Origin of the sequence: Lunatibacter salilacus (assembly GCF_009797935.1) — a bacterium.
Classification (GTDB): Bacteria; Bacteroidota; Bacteroidia; order Cytophagales; family Cyclobacteriaceae; genus Lunatibacter; species Lunatibacter salilacus.
This window is the reverse complement of the sequence record NZ_VOLC01000028.1, coordinates 40,353-56,990: the sequence shown is the minus strand read 5'-3', so window position 1 is coordinate 56,990 and position 16,638 is coordinate 40,353. Positions and strand designations below refer to the sequence as shown.

The following is a 16,638-nucleotide window of genomic DNA, read 5'->3' as shown; positions in this document are numbered from 1 at the left end:
CATGAAAACCTCAATTGAAAAACTCTTTGACCTCACAGGCAAGGTGGCCATTGTAACCGGAGGTACAATGGGTATAGGCAAAGGTATTGCCCTCCGTTTGGCAGAAGCAGGGGCTTCAGTCCTGATAACTGATATCGTAGACACATCTGAAGCGGCTGCCACATTAAGAGATATAGCAGCTCTTGGACGCAAAGCGCAGTACGTTCAGGCTGATTTGAGCGACAGCAAAAATCTTGAACCGATTATTGACCAAACCATTGAGGCATTTGGCGATTTACACATTTTGGTAAATAATGCGGGTATATTTTCCTATTGTCCCGTCACTGACTTAACGGAGGAACTATGGGATAAAACCCAGGCGATAAATCTGAAAGCTGTGGCCTTTCTTTCCAAATTGGCGGTGAAAAAAATGATTGAGAAAAACCACGGAGGCAAGATCATCAATATTTCCTCCGTAGACAGCATCAAGCCTTCCGGCAATTTATCCCACTATGATTCCTCAAAAGGTGGCCTAAGGATGCTCACAAGGGCCTTTGCTAAAGAGGTTGGCAGATATGGCATCAATGTAAATGACATTGCGCCCGGAGGAGTCACTACTCCCGGAGTGGCAAAAATGGCTGGAGATAATTTATCTCCAGAGCAGAAGGAGGCGATGAAAACGCAGATGGAACAGTTTATTCAAATGTTACCCCTCCAACGGATGGGAGAACCTGAAGAGATCGGCAACGCAGCACTCTTTTTGGCCAGTGACGCATCCAACTATATGACAGGAAGCACTATGGTAATTGACGGTGGATTGTTGGTGATGTAGCCGCATCTAGGGATATTTCACCATTTAATTAGCATTTTATTATCGTGGATGAGCAGGGTATTACAGGCTGTAAGGCAGCATATAACTCGATACCGTACGAGAGCATTTCCGATTTACCATAGCCTGCTGGGACATTTGATTTAGACACAGAATTGAAATTCTGGATTTTGCCAAACCTATATTCCATCTTCCTTCAACGCTATAACCGACTGCGTTTAGCTAGAGCGATAAATTTAAATCACTATCAAGAAGGATAATAGATCAGATGAGGGACTTGAAACATTTAAGTACCCTACTCCTTCTATTCCTTTTTCGGGGATCCCCTGCCATAAACTGGTATCTCATAGAAAATTCATGGGATCCTTTTGTGTACATCCCAACATTGCTGATCATCCAGTCATAGCTATAGCCGATTACAATTCCACTTTCCAAGCTAAAGCCTAACAGAAATATTATTGAGTCCTGGTTAGGCATGCGGTTGTTACCCGGAATCCCACGGAACCCCAATCCAACAATATATTGGTCATAAAGCATTTGGGAGCTGATGTCCAATTGAGAAAAGGGGCCCTGAATGATATAATTTCCCATCACGGTCATGTTTCTCTGTACGCCCTCCCCCCAGTAATTCTGCGGTTCGAAATCAAACTGAACCCCACCATGTGCACTGAATTTAGTGTCCATAAAATCATGCCGGTTTTCTCCGCTGTACCTTATTGTGGGATTGTTGACATGATGGGCACTCCCTCCAAACCAAACATCCGGCGTGGTCAACAAAAACCCGAATGAAAGATCCAAATAATTAAAAGGGTCGACAGTAGTGAGAAAATCCGTAGACCCGGGCTGGATTGTCCTATTGAAAACATCTATCTGGTCGCCGAACAGTGAGTTATCAAAAAATCCATTTTTCATCACGTAGGATGTCTGACTCCCCATCCTTACGTTCCAAGTATCCGACAGATCCAAATTATAGGAATACAGGAATGAAACTTCCGTGGAGCTGAGTTTCAGATGCTGTTCATTGAAGCTATGAACCGCCAAGCCAATTCCACTTTTAAGATCGAAACTGTAATGATCCACAAAAGCCGAATACCCTTTAAAATCAAACTCTAGGCCGGGCCACTGTTTCCTGTAATTAATACCCATCCGGGTCATTTCAGAAGAACCAGTCAGCGCGGGGTTCAAATACAGAGGCGCCGAATAAAACTGGGAGAAGTGGAAATCCTGTCCCTGAACCCTCCCCATACAACCAACCAATAGCAGCAGCAGTAAAATCCGTTTCATAATTATCTGGCTAAGAAGATTTGGCCCGTGCGATCCTGCACTCTACCGTCCCTTGTGGTGAATCTTAATTTGTACACATAATTACCCTGGGGGGCATCCACACCCTCCAAGGTTCCATCCCAACCTTTATCATCCAACTTGCTGGTATGAAAAATGTATTCTCCCCATTTGTTCAAAACCCATAATTCCAAGCTTACAACGTGGATGAATTTGGGGAAGAAACGGTCATTCAGACCATCTCCATTAGGAGTAAAGATATTGGGAATCTCCAGGAAATAATCGGTGATGTGAATTTCCTTTTGGATTTGGGTTGTACATCCATCCACATCCTTCATCGAAAGTGTAACCACATAATTCCCGGATTTTCCATATCTATGTACCGGGTCCCTGTCACTGCTCGTATTGCCGTCTCCGAAATTCCAACCGAATTCCCTTATCTCTCCGACACTGTGGTTGGTAAAATGAATGTCATAATTGGCCAAATGTTCGTAAAACTCGCCATAGCTATCCGACCGGTATTCGAAATCCAATAGAATATCGTCTTCAGCCTTTACGGAGAAAACCTCTACGTACTGACAACCCAACTGATCTGTAACGGTAAGGGAAAACAAACCTTCCTCCTGCGTCACCATGGTGGCCCCTTCATTACTGGACGCGCCTCTGTCCCACGAGATATCGTAAGGTGGCTGTCCACCGGAGACTACTGTTTCAAATACTGTCTGCATGGTTCTGGGTTCGCAGATCTTGGAAGGGTACTGGATCACTACTGCCTGTATTGGTTCAGATCCAAGAATGGTAAACTGCTCTGTTAGAGAACATCCCCTGGCGTCCCTCACCCTAACACTATACTGCCCGATTCCCAGATTTACTGCAAACCTTTTATTGCTGCCGTCGCTCCATTCATAGGTGTAGGGCGGGGTACCGCCTGTTGGATTTACCTCGATAGCCCCACTCGTCGGATTTTCGCAATTCACAGCGTGAATTACTGAGGACGTCATACGCAGTTGGTCGGGCTCATTTATTACAAACACCTCCCTGATCTCGCAGTTGCTTCCATCAAGTATGGTTGCCGAATAGGTGCCCGAAGATAGATTGAAAAGCTCCGGTGTCTGTGGGCCATGGTCCCATTTCACTCTAACTGGAGCCGCGCCACCTTGGATATTCAATTTGATAAAGCCGTCATTCGATCCTTTACAGGAAATGTCCGACACTTCTGGCTTGGTTATATAGACGGGAGCTTCCTGAATCGCTGCCGCGACACTCGCCTCACATCCGTTTCGGTCTGTAATCACTGCGGTGTAACTACCTGGGGCCAAATTGTCCAATGTCCAGGTTTCGGACCCGCTGTTCCATAGGATGGTATAGGGTGCAGTTCCTCCCTCGGCCTGTACGCGGACTGTACCATTGTTGGCTAAATAGCATTGGACATCAGTAACCTCGACCTTTGCCTCCAAAACAGTTTGCGGTTGACTAATCTCCACCCCGGCCACTTCCGTAATATGGCAACCATTGGCATCAGTGACTGCAACATCATATAAGCCAGCCCTTAAATCTGAAAACTCATGAGACAATTCTGATGTTTGGATTGCATCCTCATGATAAACTCCATTCAAATACTGCCCCCTGATTTCATACAGATATGGCCCTACAGATTGGTTGGGCAGGCTTACCAATATGCTGCCATCCCTTCCATTAAAGCAAGAAACCCTCTTAGGCGTAAGGTTCTCCTCACCAATTACCAATTGATCCGGTTCCCTCAGGAGGTAGGTGGTCCTGAACCAACAATCTCGCTCATCCTTAACAAACACTTCGTATTCGCCGGGATAGAGTTCTTCTATTCTTTCTGCTTCCGAATAAAAACCCTGGGGACCTTCCCATATCACAGTATACGTGCCAGTCCCTCCAGAAAGCTGTAGGTCTATAGATCCGGTGCTGCCGCCTTTGCAACTAACCTCAAATCCATTATAATTTGAAATGACGGGGTTTGCTTTCAGTTCACCCGGTTCGGTAATCGTGAATTTCCGTTCCAATGTGCAGTTGATCTCGTCGGTGATCTGTAAGAGGTAGTCTCCAGCAAAGAGATCCCTGATATTCTTGTTGGTTGAGGAGAAACCATTTGGTCCGGTCCACCTGTATTGGAATACACCGGCTCCACCAGAAATATCCAAAATGATCTGACCGTTGTTTTCCCCATTACAGGTAATTGGACTTAATGTCTCCTCAATAAGGATCTCTTCCGGCTCATCAACAGAGACGTTGATTGTTGTCACACACTGAACGGCATCGGTAACATGCAGTGTATACTCACCGGCATACAGGTTCTGAAGATTTCTGGACGTGTTTACGAATCCTTCGGGACCTGTCCACGAATAGGTGTATGGGGCTGTGCCTCCGGCTACGGAAACTTCAATGCTGCCATTATTGTCTTCGAAACATGCGTTATCAGATTTGGAAGTCACCTGCACCTCCACCGGTTCCGGCTCGGTGATGGTAAAGGTTTGGATCACTTCACAATTACTGTCGTCCGTGACGATCAGGATATACCTGCCTGGCCCAATATTCCGCAGGTTGGTTGGTTGAAAAGTTCTGGAGATTACTCCACTACCGTCTTTCATCCACACAAATTGGTAGCTACCCGTACCCCCGTTTACATCCTGTATAAAAATGCTACCGTTGTTTTCTCCGCCACAAAGCACATTTTGTTGCAATGTCTGCACGTCAATCGGTTCCGGACCAACCAAATTAAAATCTCTGGTTACTTCGCAACCATTTTGGTCGTTGAGGGTGAAGGTATATATACCGGGAGCGACTCTATCCAAATTTAGGCTGTTGGCGGTAAATCCATTTGGACCACTCCAGCTATATGTGTAAGGGCCTATTCCTCCATCTACCTCCAAGTGAATAAACCCATCATTTTCCCCAAAACAGGAAACCCCAAATCCATTAAAATCTGACAACTCTTCATTTACTATTGCCAAAGGAGCCACTGTCTGGTTGATAGTGATGTTGTTTGCGATGGAGACAGTACAGCCATTTCGGTCTTCGATTTCAACACGATAATCCCCGGCTTCCAACCCCTCAAAAGCAAAGATGTTTTGTGTGGTAGCGTCAGAGGTAAAGTTGTAATCGTTTCCCTCAAAAGTTTCTCCTGAGATGATAAAGGTGTAAGGCGCATTCCCTCCAGCTCCCACTGCCACAATGCCCCCAGTAGCTTCTCCATAGCAGGCAATATGCCGACGCAAGGAACTATCCTCACTCAAGATCAAGGTCTCAGGCTCCCTTATGGTATAGCTTGCTGAAAGTTCACAACCGGTTTGGTCCCTAATGGAGACGGTATAGGTTCCCGCAGTCAATCCAGTAAGGTCCCGGTTGCTCTCTTGTCCCGAAGGTATGTTGCCATCAGAGGTGGACCAGCTGAACGCGAATACACCTGACCCTCCTGACATAGTCAACGCGATGGTTCCATCATTACCTCCATGACAACTAATTTCAAAGCCATTATAAGTTGAAATGGTACCGGATACCTCCATGGCAATGGGTTGGGAAATGGAAAACGTATCAGAGATAATTGAGCATCCAAATCCATCTTCTACTACCAGGTAATAATCGCCACCGACCAAGTCTCTCAAAGCTGTATTAGTGGAGCTGCTATTAACTGCGTAGGGCTGACCGTTATAGAACCAAGAAAAGGTGTATTCCTGCAAATTGGCCGGACCGCCCCCTCCTATTACCTCTACATCGATAGTTCCGTCAGCCTCTCCGGTACAAAGAATGTCTGACTTTTCCTGAAGTAAAAACTCAAGTCCAGCTTCTGGTTCTATTATTTCCAACGTGGAAGATTCCTGAATGCATCCATTGTCATCCTGAACAAGCACTTTATAATGCCCTGCGACAAGCCCTTCAAACGTATAACTTAAGTCTGCGGTGGTCGCGGTATTGATGACAGTGACATCCGCATAAAGCGTATAGATGTATGGACCCACGGCCTCTTGGGTGATATTGGCCTTCAAAGATCCTGTTGCTGCTCCTTTACAAGTTACATCTACCACATCGGCCAAACTGAGCTCTAGCTGATTGGGTTGGGTTAGGGTGAAAAAAGCTGATTCGGTACACCCGTTTTCATCCATCACCTCTAAGCTATAGGTGCCGGCAAGCAACCCGAAAAGGTCCTTCTGTGATTTCTGTTCTTCAGAAAGCATCCCATCCGAAGTAGACCAGCTATACGAAAATGGCCCCATGCCACCTGACAGGGACAACGTAATGGCTCCGTCAGCAGCCCCATTGCAGGTGACGCCAAAACCATTATAGCCCGATAAGCTACCGCTGATTATCAATTCATCCGCCTCGGTCAGGTTAAACTCTCTGGATGACAGCACACAGCCAAAGCCGTCATTGACGGTTACCTGATAGATTCCAGGCTGTAGACCCACCAACTGACGAGCCGTAGAACTGCTATTTGGCACAAAAGGACTCCCATTTAAAGACCAAGAGAACGAATAGTCCGGTTGATTTGACGGTCCACCCCCACCCTCTACATCAATGGTGATCGATCCATCAGCAGCATTAAAACAGCTGATAGAATTAAATTCTTCCAAAGTAAATGCAATTCCATCACCGGGTTCAAGTATATCTAAGGGTCGGGAAACTTTCACACAGCCATTTTGATCCTCCACCTCTATCAGGTAAGTGCCTAGGGATAGGCCCTCAAATGTATAGGAGGCTTGGGTAGTTTGTTCGCTGGCCAAAAGTGTATTTCCCTCTACCAGCCTGTAGGTATAAGGACCTACCGACTGTTGACTTATTGTAGCGACTATAGCACCAGTGGTTGCTCCCTGACATAGTATATCCACTTTGGAAGGCGCATCCAGAAGAAGTTCGTTGGGAGTCGTCAAGATAAAGGTAGCGGATTCGGTGCAGCCATTGGCATCTTCCACAGTCACCGAATAGCTTCCGGCAGGCAGTCCGGTCAGGTCCTTTTGGTTTACAAATGCGTCGTCAAGCGTACCGTCCTCAGAAATCCAAGTATATTTATAAGGGTCGATGCCACCCTCGATTGTTAAGCTGATTTCTCCGTCTGAAGCCCCATGACAACTGACTCCATAGGTGGAATAGTCCGTAAGTAGCCCATCGATTCGTAGCTCATCCGGTTGATCGACCACATAATATTCAGAAGTAACGGAGCAGCCATGCCCATCCTCCACCTCTACAAAATAAACACCCGGGGAGAGGTTGGTCAATGCATTAGGGGAATCCCCACCCCGCAGGGCATAAGGCTGTCCGTCCCGATACCAGGTGTAAGTGTATACCGGCATACTTTCCAATCCTCCACCCCCGGTAATCCCGATGCTGATGCTCCCATCGCCCTCTCCAAAACAGGTAATGGCATTTACCTCCTCGTCGATAAGGGCCATGCCAGTGGCAGGCTGCAAGAGGATGAGATCTTCCAAGGTTTCCTCCACACCGTTGGCATCACGGACGGTGACCGAATAGCGTCCAGCTAACAAGCCCTGGAATTCAAGGGAACTCTCAGGACTTAAAATTTCCTGATTATAGAATATATTTTCATAAGTTATGCCGGAAATGATGTATTGGAATGGTGGAACAGAGGCCGTTTCTATGCTTATCAAAACACGCCCGCTATTTTCTCCATAACAATCAATAGGATATAGTACAGGCTCTTCCAAGATTAATTCCTGTGGTTCGATAAGGGTCCATTCCTCCGAGGTGCTACAACCCATCGCATCTATTATTACCACTGAGTATGTTCCTGCAACTAAACCATTCAGGTAATTTTGATTTTCCATTCCGGCAGGGATCAGGCCATCCACTGTAGTCCAAGAATACTCGAAAGGTGCTGTTCCTCCAGCCACAGTCAACGCAATATAACCATCCGATGCCCCTTGCCTACCTATGCCAAATCCGTTGTAATCTGAAAGCATGCCAGAAACTTCCAGTTCATTCGGTTGGGATACAACGAATTCCTCTGAGATTACCGAACAGTCCTCTCCATCAGATACCGTCACTTGGTATCTACCAGGTTCCAGGCCTCTCAGGGATCTTGGGGTTGAACTTGCGTTCTGAACAAAAGGCTGACCGTCAAAGGTCCAAGAAAATTCATAATGGGGGGTATTGGAAGGCCCTCCGCCTCCTGTCACGTCAATGGAAATCGTGCCGTCAGCAGCACCAAAACAGGAAATAGTTGAAAGTCCTCCGGGGATAATTTCTATTCCGGCATCCGGTTCGTCTATGTTGACGGAAATTTCTTTAAAACAGCCATTATTGTCTTCTACCAGAATTTTATAAGAACCCGCTACAAGATTTTCAAAAACATAACCAAGCTGCTCCGTGCGCAGATTGGTGAGCTCTATGCCGCCTTGATTCAAGGAAAAGACGTAAGGTCCTACAGATTCCTGCAAAACTTGAATAGCAACAGATCCGGAAGCATCTCCTTTACAAAGCACGTCTACCGCCACAGCCTCTTCCAATAATAGCTCTTGGGGCTGGTTTAGGACAAAAGTCTCTGCCTTAATACATCCGTTGTTATCCCGTATCTCCACCATATAAGTCCCTGCAGATATTCCCGCGAGGTTTTGCTGGCTCATTTGTGCCTGAGTAAGGCTCCCGCCCATAGTCGTCCAGGAAAATGCATAAGGTGCAGTCCCTCCCACAACTTCCAAGGTGAGGGATCCATCCGAGGCCCCCTGGCAGCTAACGCCAAAACCATTGAAATCAAAAATCGAACCTGACACAACTATGTCGTCAGGCTGTTCCAGGGTATAGGAAAAACTGGCTGTACAACCATTTTCGTCAGTCACCACCAAGGTATAATCCCCGGAAGACAGATCTGAAATAGCGGGTGTGGTTGCAGTGAAACCTGACGGCCCGTTCCAATTAATTTGATATTCCCCCACTCCGCCAAGTATGGCAGGAGAAATCCAACCATCACTAGCTCCAAAGCAGGAAATGTTTTTGTCACCAAAAGTTGAAATTTCACCCGCTTCTATTACCAATTCAGAGTCAGGCTGCGTGATCATAATCTCCTCTATTAGCACCTGACAGAGATTGGCATCTTCGACCAAAACCTCATAGGTACCTGCCTTCAGTCCGGTAAACGTATGATCGGAAGAAAATGGACTGGAAAAAGACACGAGTTCTCCCGTGAAATCAACACCGGTCAGGGAGGTGCTATATCCTCCAACAGATTCTTGGTCGATGCGTATGGTGATTTCACCCGTTGCCTCACCAAAACAGCTGACATCTACTACTTCTTCTACGGAAAAAAGCAACTCATCCGGTTGCGTAATTTCAAAGTTGTAAACATTTACACAACTATTGGCATCTCCAACCAAGACAGCATATGGACCTATAGGAAGACCTGCCAGCATGCTGCTTCCCCCGGAGGGAATAATCTCATTTTTAAGTACCTCAGGAAGTCCCCCGGGATTATTCAAGTCTGAAAAATTACCCCGGTACCAGGTGATGGAATAATCAGGGGTACCACCTGTTGGCGCAATGGACAGTTCACCTGAGGATTCCCCATGGCAGAAGACATCAGTTTGGGTGAGGTTCAATTCGAATTCCTCAGGTTCTCCAATTATAAACGGTCCCAACGTTCTTGCACAAGCGTACTCAATGTCTTCCGGTGCCCGATCATTGGCTGCAATTATTTCCGAAACTTTAATCGTGTATGAGCCTGCTTCCAAATTGTCAAAGTAAGCCATCCAACTGGTTTGGATATTATCGTCATCATAGCCGGCATACCTTAATGGCACATCTGCAACAGGTATCCCATCTTTTGCCAATTCATATATATAGGAAGGCCCCCAATTGACGGGATTAAATGGGTTCTCCTCAGAAGGCTGGGTCCATCCCCCTTTGGTGGAGAACAACAAAGCACCGTCATTTCCTGAGGGGCAAGTAACCGGACTGGAATCTACCAGATCCAGTTTTATTTCTAAGGGATTTGAAATGGACAGTGGTACCGATCCACCACATTCATTTTTATCTATAAAGGTAAATTCATAATTGCCCGCACCTAAATTGGGTATTACCACCGAAACCCCAAACGTCTGAAAATCTCCCGTGCTCTCGCTGCTAATTATTTCACTACCTAAATCATCTGTCAGGGTCCATCTTATTGGCAATGCCGCTCCCTCTACCTCAATGTCAATTTTTCCCGACGGAGAATCAGAACACTCAAAACCGGCAAATGTAACGATGGCTTGGGGATAGTAAGCCTCAAAAATGGTAAACGAGCCTCTCACTTCCTGTCCAATTACGTTGGTAACCACAAACTCGTAATTGGGAGGCGAAAGGTCAAGTCCCCCCAAACTGATAATGTTTGCGCCCGGACCATCGAAAACCTGGGGAAATCCATCGACTAAGTTGCCCCCTGCAAAGACTTCAACCGTATACGGCCTGGAGATGACCGTATTGGAAAAAGTATGTTCGTTAACGCTAACCAAGTATTCACCGGTACAGGTATTGTTGAAGGAGGAGGAAAGAGTGAAATTCCCCACAATTCTGTATCGTAATTCAATATTTCCCAATCCGGAAATTACAACGCCTTCCGTATTCTTTACCCTTCCTCTTACAGTCAGGGTTTGATTGGGAGTTCCCGTGTATAGGACATTGTTTTGATTGATAATTTGATAATTGACACCTGGCAAAATTTCCAACACCCAGTTAGCCGGAATCGGGTTAGGAGAATTGAAACCATAAAACACCGCGTTTGGGGGGCTTGTGGAAAATCGCGCTATTGACAGATCTACATGAACTGGGGTGTTGACTTGGTGAACGTAGACAAAATTGGTTGCAGAGATTTCACTGTACTTTTCATTTTGCCCAACCATAATATAGTTCTGGGCTAAACCTGACTGCCAGAAAATTAAGGTTAAAAATAATACGAGGAAAAGTCTCTGTGTATTCACGGTAGTAGTATTATTTGCCAAATCTTGCAGGTAAAATACTAATAAACAACACCTAACAGCAGATACTTTAGAGGCGAAATTTATAAAATACCTTTAAATAGTTTCAAAAAACATTTCTAATTCAGACCGCTTAAAACGAGACTTCAAATACAATATATATCAATAATAAATATTTGTATAATATATTTTTATTGAAAATTTCCTTTTTAGTCATCCAATAAAATCCATAAAAATGTAATTTAATCTTTCCTGCTTATCGAGTTTTTTGTCTGAGTGAATCATTTAAGCCATTTTGCACAAAATTTCAAATCGACTTCGGGAATTCAGTTGTGATTTTTCAGGTCATAGTTTCAGAAAAATGACGGGGAATCCCAAAGAGGAAACCTCCATATATTGCTTCAATTTTTTGATGTGATTCTGAGCTTAGGATAAAAAATGCAGTAATCCTGAAAGCAAATTTGAACATCCTGGTGGATACAAATTCAGATACCCAACTTTCTTAACCTAAAAGAACTATATTTATCTTTGATAATTAAAAATGCAATAAAACAGAATTTGGATGACGGAGTACAAAGATGCCACCATGTTGGATATAGCACGGGAACTTAAAGTTTCCAAATCAACGGTGTCCCGTGCTTTGAAAGACCATCCCTCTATAGGCAAAAAGACTAGGCAAGCCATTCAGGATCTGGCAAAAAAATACAATTATCACCCCAACAATATTGCCTACAGCCTATCAAAAAAGTCCACCAAAACTATCGGGGTAATCGTCCCCATGCTTAGCCATTATTATTTTTCCACGGTAATTTCCGGGATTGAGGAACTGGCATATAAATCCGGCTATAAGGTAATCATTTGCCAGTCGGCGGAATCCTATGAACGGGAGGTGATTGTGTCGCAGGCACTGCTATCCAGCAAAGTCGATGGATTGATCGTTTCCATTTCCCGAGAAACGGTCAATTCTGACCATTTTAAGGTATATCAAAGCAAAAATGTACCCATCGTTTTCTTTGACCGGGTGTGTGCGGATATGGAGGTGAGCAGTGTGACAATAGATGACTATCAGGGAGCGTTTACTGCCGTGGAACACCTAATTAGGGAGGGACGCCGGAAGATAGCCCATTTTGCGGGACCACCTTTATTGCAGATTACCCAAAAGCGGATTGAAGGCTATAAAGACGCACTGTCCGCGTATGGGATACCGTTTGATGAAAATCTGCTAATCGATTGTGGCTCCGGACTGGAGCAGGAAAATGGCAGTATGGCGGCACAGGAAATGCTTGACAGGGGGATAAAGCCCGATGCCATTTTTGCGATTTGTGATCCAATCGCCATCGGGGTGATGGTGACCTTAAAAAGAAACCATGTCAACATCCCTGACGAGGTTGCGGTCGTAGGCTTTTGCGACGAACCGATTGCCCGGGTGGTTGAGCCGCAGCTTTCCTCCTTGGTGCAGCCGGCATTTAAGATCGGAGAAACTTCAATTGAATTATTATTAAATCAAATTAACGGACAAGATCACATTCCCGAAAAAAGAGTGCTGACTGCGGAATTGCAAATCAGGGATTCAAGTAGTAGCACCATCTAATGGGGGTCTTTTCAACCAAAAAACCATACCTTCAACGTTGTCAAATTAAAAATAATCTGTAAGTTTACGCAACCGGTTGTTTAAATTAATTGATTGTGAACTACGGTCAAATGACAGCAAAGCAAAACGCAAATAAGAAAGACAATGTACCCTTGTAAAAAACCCGACAAACTAGCACTCAAAAATAAAATAGGATAGTTTTCCCCCGCAAGTATCAGCATCATTTTACCCCCTAAAAACCCAATGACAAAATCCCAAAAAAGCCAAAATATCAAGCATACTTCTCGAAGGTTGCTGTTGCTCTTTTTTATAGGTTTACTTGCTTTCCAATGCACCGACAAAACAAATATTCGCAAAACAGGAGGAGAGTATGCCGAAGACATAAAACCCCGCAGAGCTGAAATCCTATTTCTCGGACACGATAGCGAACATCATGACTCGGGAAGGTTTGCACCTTGGCTGGCAACGGCGATTTTTATCAGTGGCATCAATCTAACTTATACCGAAACTACGGAAGACCTCAATTCCGAAAACCTTGCAAAATTCGATGGCTTGGTGATCTATGCCAACCACGAGCACCTTTCACCGGATCAGGAAGCTGCCATGAAAGCATTTGTGGAATCCGGAAAAGGCTTAATCCCACTTCATTCGGCAACAGGCTGCTTTAAAAACTCAGACTGGTATATCAACACCATTGGCGGTCAGTTTGCCTCGCATGGTGAGGGGGAGTTTACAGGTAAAATTGTCAAAGCCGACCATCCCATTATGCAAGGCATCAATGAATTTACTACCGGGGACGAAACCTACGTGCATCAGCGGATTAACGAGGATATGGACGTATTGATGATTCGGGAAGAAAATGGTAAATCAGAACCGTATACCTGGGTAAGAAACGTTGGTCAGGGAAGGGTTTTTTATACAGCATATGGACACGATGAGCGGACCTGGCAAAACCTGGATTTTCTAAATTTAGTGAAAAACGGAATCCTTTGGGCAATGGGCGAAGGTATACAACAAAGCATTGCCGCTTTGAATATCCCTCAAGTATCCATTTACGATGAACCTATCTCAGATTTCACCAAAAGGTATGAAGTTCCCCGTATACAGCCAGCCCTATCTCCTTCTGAATCCCAAAAACTTATCCAAAAGCCCATAGATTTTGAAATCAGCCTGTTTGCTTCTGAACCGGATATACAGAATCCCATTGCCATGGCTTGGGATGAAAGAGGGAGGTTGTGGATCGTGGAATCTGTAGATTACCCCAATACATTCAAAGAAACGGACGGCGAGGCTAATGACCGGATCAAAATCTGCGAGGATACCAACGGCGACGGAAGGGCGGACAAGTTCACTGTATTTGCTGACGGCCTTAACATTCCTACGAGCATGGTATTTGCCAACGGAGGGGTTATCGTATCCATGGCACCGGATTTCGTTTTCTTAAAGGACACAGACGGCGATGATGTAGCAGATGTCCGGGAGGTAATTATGACAGGATGGGGGAAAAACGACACCCATGCCGGCCCTTCCAACTTGCAATATGGCTTTGACAATAAAATCTGGGGGGTGACCGGCTACTCCGGATTTAAAGGGACAGTAAATGGACAAAGAATGTCATTTCCGCAGGGACTTTATAATTTGAAGCCTGACGGAAAGGATTTTGAATACCTTGCTTCCACCAGTAATAATACTTGGGGTCTTGGTTTTACAGAGGACAACAACGTTTTTATTTCCACGGCCAACAATACCCATGCCGCATACTATTCTGTACCTGCGAAGTATTTACAACGAAGCCTGCCAGAGGCGACAGAAGAGGAAGACAAGCCACCCTTTCAAATACAATCAATTCAAAAAATCGACGGGCACTATGACGGACATTCCCTGACACCCAACCTACGTCAAGTAGATGTGGTAGGTGGTTTTACCTCGGCAGCCGGAATCAATTTCTATACCGCAAGGGATTTTCCAAAAGAATACTGGAACAGAATAGCCTTTGTAAACGAACCCACTATCCGCCTTACACACAACGCCATTATAGAGCCTTCAGGAGCGGGATTTGCTGAAAAAGACGGTTGGAGCCTATTGGCCAGCTCCGATGAATGGTTTGGTCCTGTATACTCCGCCGTTGGACCGGACGGGGCTGTTTGGGTAGCGGATTGGTATAATTTTATCATTCAACATAATGTGTTTGTAGAGCGGCAGGCACCTTCCAGGATGGTGCTGCCATTTGAAGACCAACCCCATGGACAGGGCAATGCATTTCACAGTGAGCTAAGGGATACCAACCACGGTAGAATTTACCGGGTTATCTACAAAAATGCCAAGAAGAATGCACCCATGACCCTTGCAAAGGAGGACTCAGACGGACTAGTGGATGCGCTATCCCACAGTAATATGTTTTGGAGAATGACTGGGCAGCGTCTTTTGGTGGAATCAAAAAACAAGGCTGTGATTCCCGATCTGATCGCCCTTATAAACGACAAATCTGTTGACGAGATAGGACTTAACGGTCCGGCCGTACATGCCATTTGGACACTTCATGGCATGGGAGAACTGGAGGGAAATAACCCTCAGGCCATAAAAGCGGTGCAAGATGCTTTAAAGCACCCGGCCGCCGGCGTGAAAAAAGCAGCATTAGCCACTTTGCCAAAGACTGAGCAGACCTTAAACGCCATACAGCAGGCCGGACTGACAAAGGATCCCAACCTCAATGTAAGAATGCACGCGTTCTTGGAACTTGCTACTATGCCAACCTCTCCTGAAGTTGGTCAGATGCTGGCTGAAGCCGCTGATATAAAAGAAAATGCACAGGATGACTGGTTGATCAAAGCCCTTTTTGCGGCAACTTCCGTACATAGCGAAGCATTTACCGCACATGCATCCAAGGCTGGACAGGCTTCCGGGTTGCTGGCAAGACTTTTGACCGGGGTAGCTACCGAAAGGTATGAGTTGGGAAGACGAAACCAACTTCAGTATTCACCGGATTTGACCGATAAGGAAATACGGATTAAAGCCAATATTTCGGGAAGAAGAGATGAAAACCCTTCCGGGGTAATTTTGGCACATGGCAACCGTCAGTCCGGTTATTCCTTGTATATAAAGGATGGCCAACTGATATTTGACCTGATGCAGAACGGCCAATCAACCACCCTAACTTCCAAGGGTAGAGAGCTACCGGACAGTTTTGATGTAAAAATCAGTTTGGAACGTAACGGCAAACTCAGCCTTCTTGTAAATGACGAAATCTACGCATCAGCATCCGCTGTTCCGCTATTTAAATCTCCTGTGTTTCCAAGTGTACGGTCCGGAAGGGACCTTGGCGGTGAGGACAATGTAGCTAGCTATGAGAAAGACTTTCCCTTTGAAGGCAATTTACAGGGGCTGGTTTTGGAATTAAATTAAACCAACAATAAATTACTATGATTCAACAAGGAGTATTAACCCTGGTATTATCAGCTTGCCTGTTGGGGGTTGCAGGTAATACATCATCTCAAAAAAGTAAAAGTATTGAGGTAGGGGTAGATTTGGATGCAATGACCATGTGCAATGGTACCACAAATTTGATTTCGGAGTTTTCTAAGTCAAATCGTATCCCCCCTTATCCGACTTTATCTGAACGGGTGAAAATCGAACAGGATGATGCGACGACCATTTGGTTAGAGGTCGTACCTGAACTGATGAAGTTTGATCAAGATACCATTACTGTAAAGGCCGGAAAGAAAATCATTCTCGAATTGGACAATTTGGATGGGATGCAGCATAACCTGTTGATCCTTAAACCAAACACCCTCCAAAAAGTAGGTGAAGCCGCAGACGCCATGCTCAGAGACCCGAAGGCATCTGAAAAACACTACGTTCCAGATATGCCGGAGGTGCTTTTTGCAACGGAAATGCTGGGACCAAATGAAGTGTACACGCTCAAATTTACCGCCCCGACCACGCCTGGCAACTATCCCTTTGTATGCACCTTTCCCGGTCACTGGCGTATGATGAGTGGAATCATGGTGGTAGAAAAATCTTAAAAACCC

General features: G+C 45.3%; 7 protein-coding genes. 5 read left to right on the top strand and 2 right to left on the bottom strand.

Annotated features, from left to right (window positions below):
* Position 1 precedes the first annotated feature (1 nt).
* Both FQ608_RS25565 and FQ608_RS27940 read left to right on the top strand, forming a co-directional pair.
* The gene (locus tag FQ608_RS25565; RefSeq protein WP_158861335.1) at positions 2 to 811 is read left to right on the top strand and encodes an SDR family NAD(P)-dependent oxidoreductase; all 810 of its coding nucleotides are present in this window, start codon (positions 2 to 4) and stop codon (positions 809 to 811) included.
* A 44-nt stretch (positions 812 to 855) separates the two neighbouring features.
* Entirely contained in the window at positions 856 to 933 is a 78-nt protein-coding gene (locus FQ608_RS27940; RefSeq protein WP_317168960.1) for a PH domain-containing protein, read from the top strand.
* Positions 934 to 1,072: 139 nt separating this feature from the next.
* On the opposite strand, the gene FQ608_RS25560 is transcribed toward FQ608_RS27940, so the two are convergent.
* Positions 1,073 to 2,092, bottom strand: coding sequence for a PorP/SprF family type IX secretion system membrane protein (locus FQ608_RS25560; protein WP_158861334.1), 1,020 nt, complete (start codon positions 2,090 to 2,092; stop codon positions 1,073 to 1,075).
* A 2-nt stretch (positions 2,093 to 2,094) separates the two neighbouring features.
* A complete protein-coding gene (locus FQ608_RS25555; RefSeq protein ID WP_158861333.1) occupies positions 2,095 to 11,022 on the bottom strand; it encodes a PKD domain-containing protein in 8,928 nt (2,975 codons plus the stop codon).
* Positions 11,023 to 11,581: 559 nt separating this feature from the next.
* Between FQ608_RS25555 and FQ608_RS25550 the strand changes: the two genes are divergently transcribed.
* The 3 genes from FQ608_RS25550 (at position 11,582) to FQ608_RS25540 (ending at position 16,632) form a co-directional block, all read left to right on the top strand.
* Positions 11,582 to 12,610 carry a LacI family DNA-binding transcriptional regulator gene (locus FQ608_RS25550; protein ID WP_158861332.1) on the top strand — a complete coding sequence of 343 codons (1,029 nt, stop codon included), beginning with the start codon at positions 11,582 to 11,584 and terminating at the stop codon, positions 12,608 to 12,610.
* A 243-nt stretch (positions 12,611 to 12,853) separates the two neighbouring features.
* Complete coding sequence (locus FQ608_RS25545; protein ID WP_158861331.1) at positions 12,854 to 16,012, top strand: PVC-type heme-binding CxxCH protein; 3,159 nt, start codon at positions 12,854 to 12,856, stop codon at positions 16,010 to 16,012.
* A 17-nt stretch (positions 16,013 to 16,029) separates the two neighbouring features.
* Entirely contained in the window at positions 16,030 to 16,632 is a 603-nt protein-coding gene (locus FQ608_RS25540; RefSeq protein WP_158861329.1) for a plastocyanin/azurin family copper-binding protein, read from the top strand.
* Positions 16,633 to 16,638: the final 6 nt, after the last annotated feature.

What these genes read in the sequence shown, in the direction of transcription:
- FQ608_RS25565 (WP_158861335.1), top strand. Translation starts at nt 2, where the DNA reads ATGAAAACCTCAATTGAAAAACTCTTTGACCTCACAGGCAAGGTGGCC.
- FQ608_RS25560 (WP_158861334.1), bottom strand. Translation starts at nt 2,092, where the DNA reads ATGAAACGGATTTTACTGCTGCTGCTATTGGTTGGTTGTATGGGGAGG.
- FQ608_RS25550 (WP_158861332.1), top strand. Translation starts at nt 11,582, where the DNA reads ATGACGGAGTACAAAGATGCCACCATGTTGGATATAGCACGGGAACTT.
- FQ608_RS25545 (WP_158861331.1), top strand. Translation starts at nt 12,854, where the DNA reads ATGACAAAATCCCAAAAAAGCCAAAATATCAAGCATACTTCTCGAAGG.
- FQ608_RS25540 (WP_158861329.1), top strand. Translation starts at nt 16,030, where the DNA reads ATGATTCAACAAGGAGTATTAACCCTGGTATTATCAGCTTGCCTGTTG.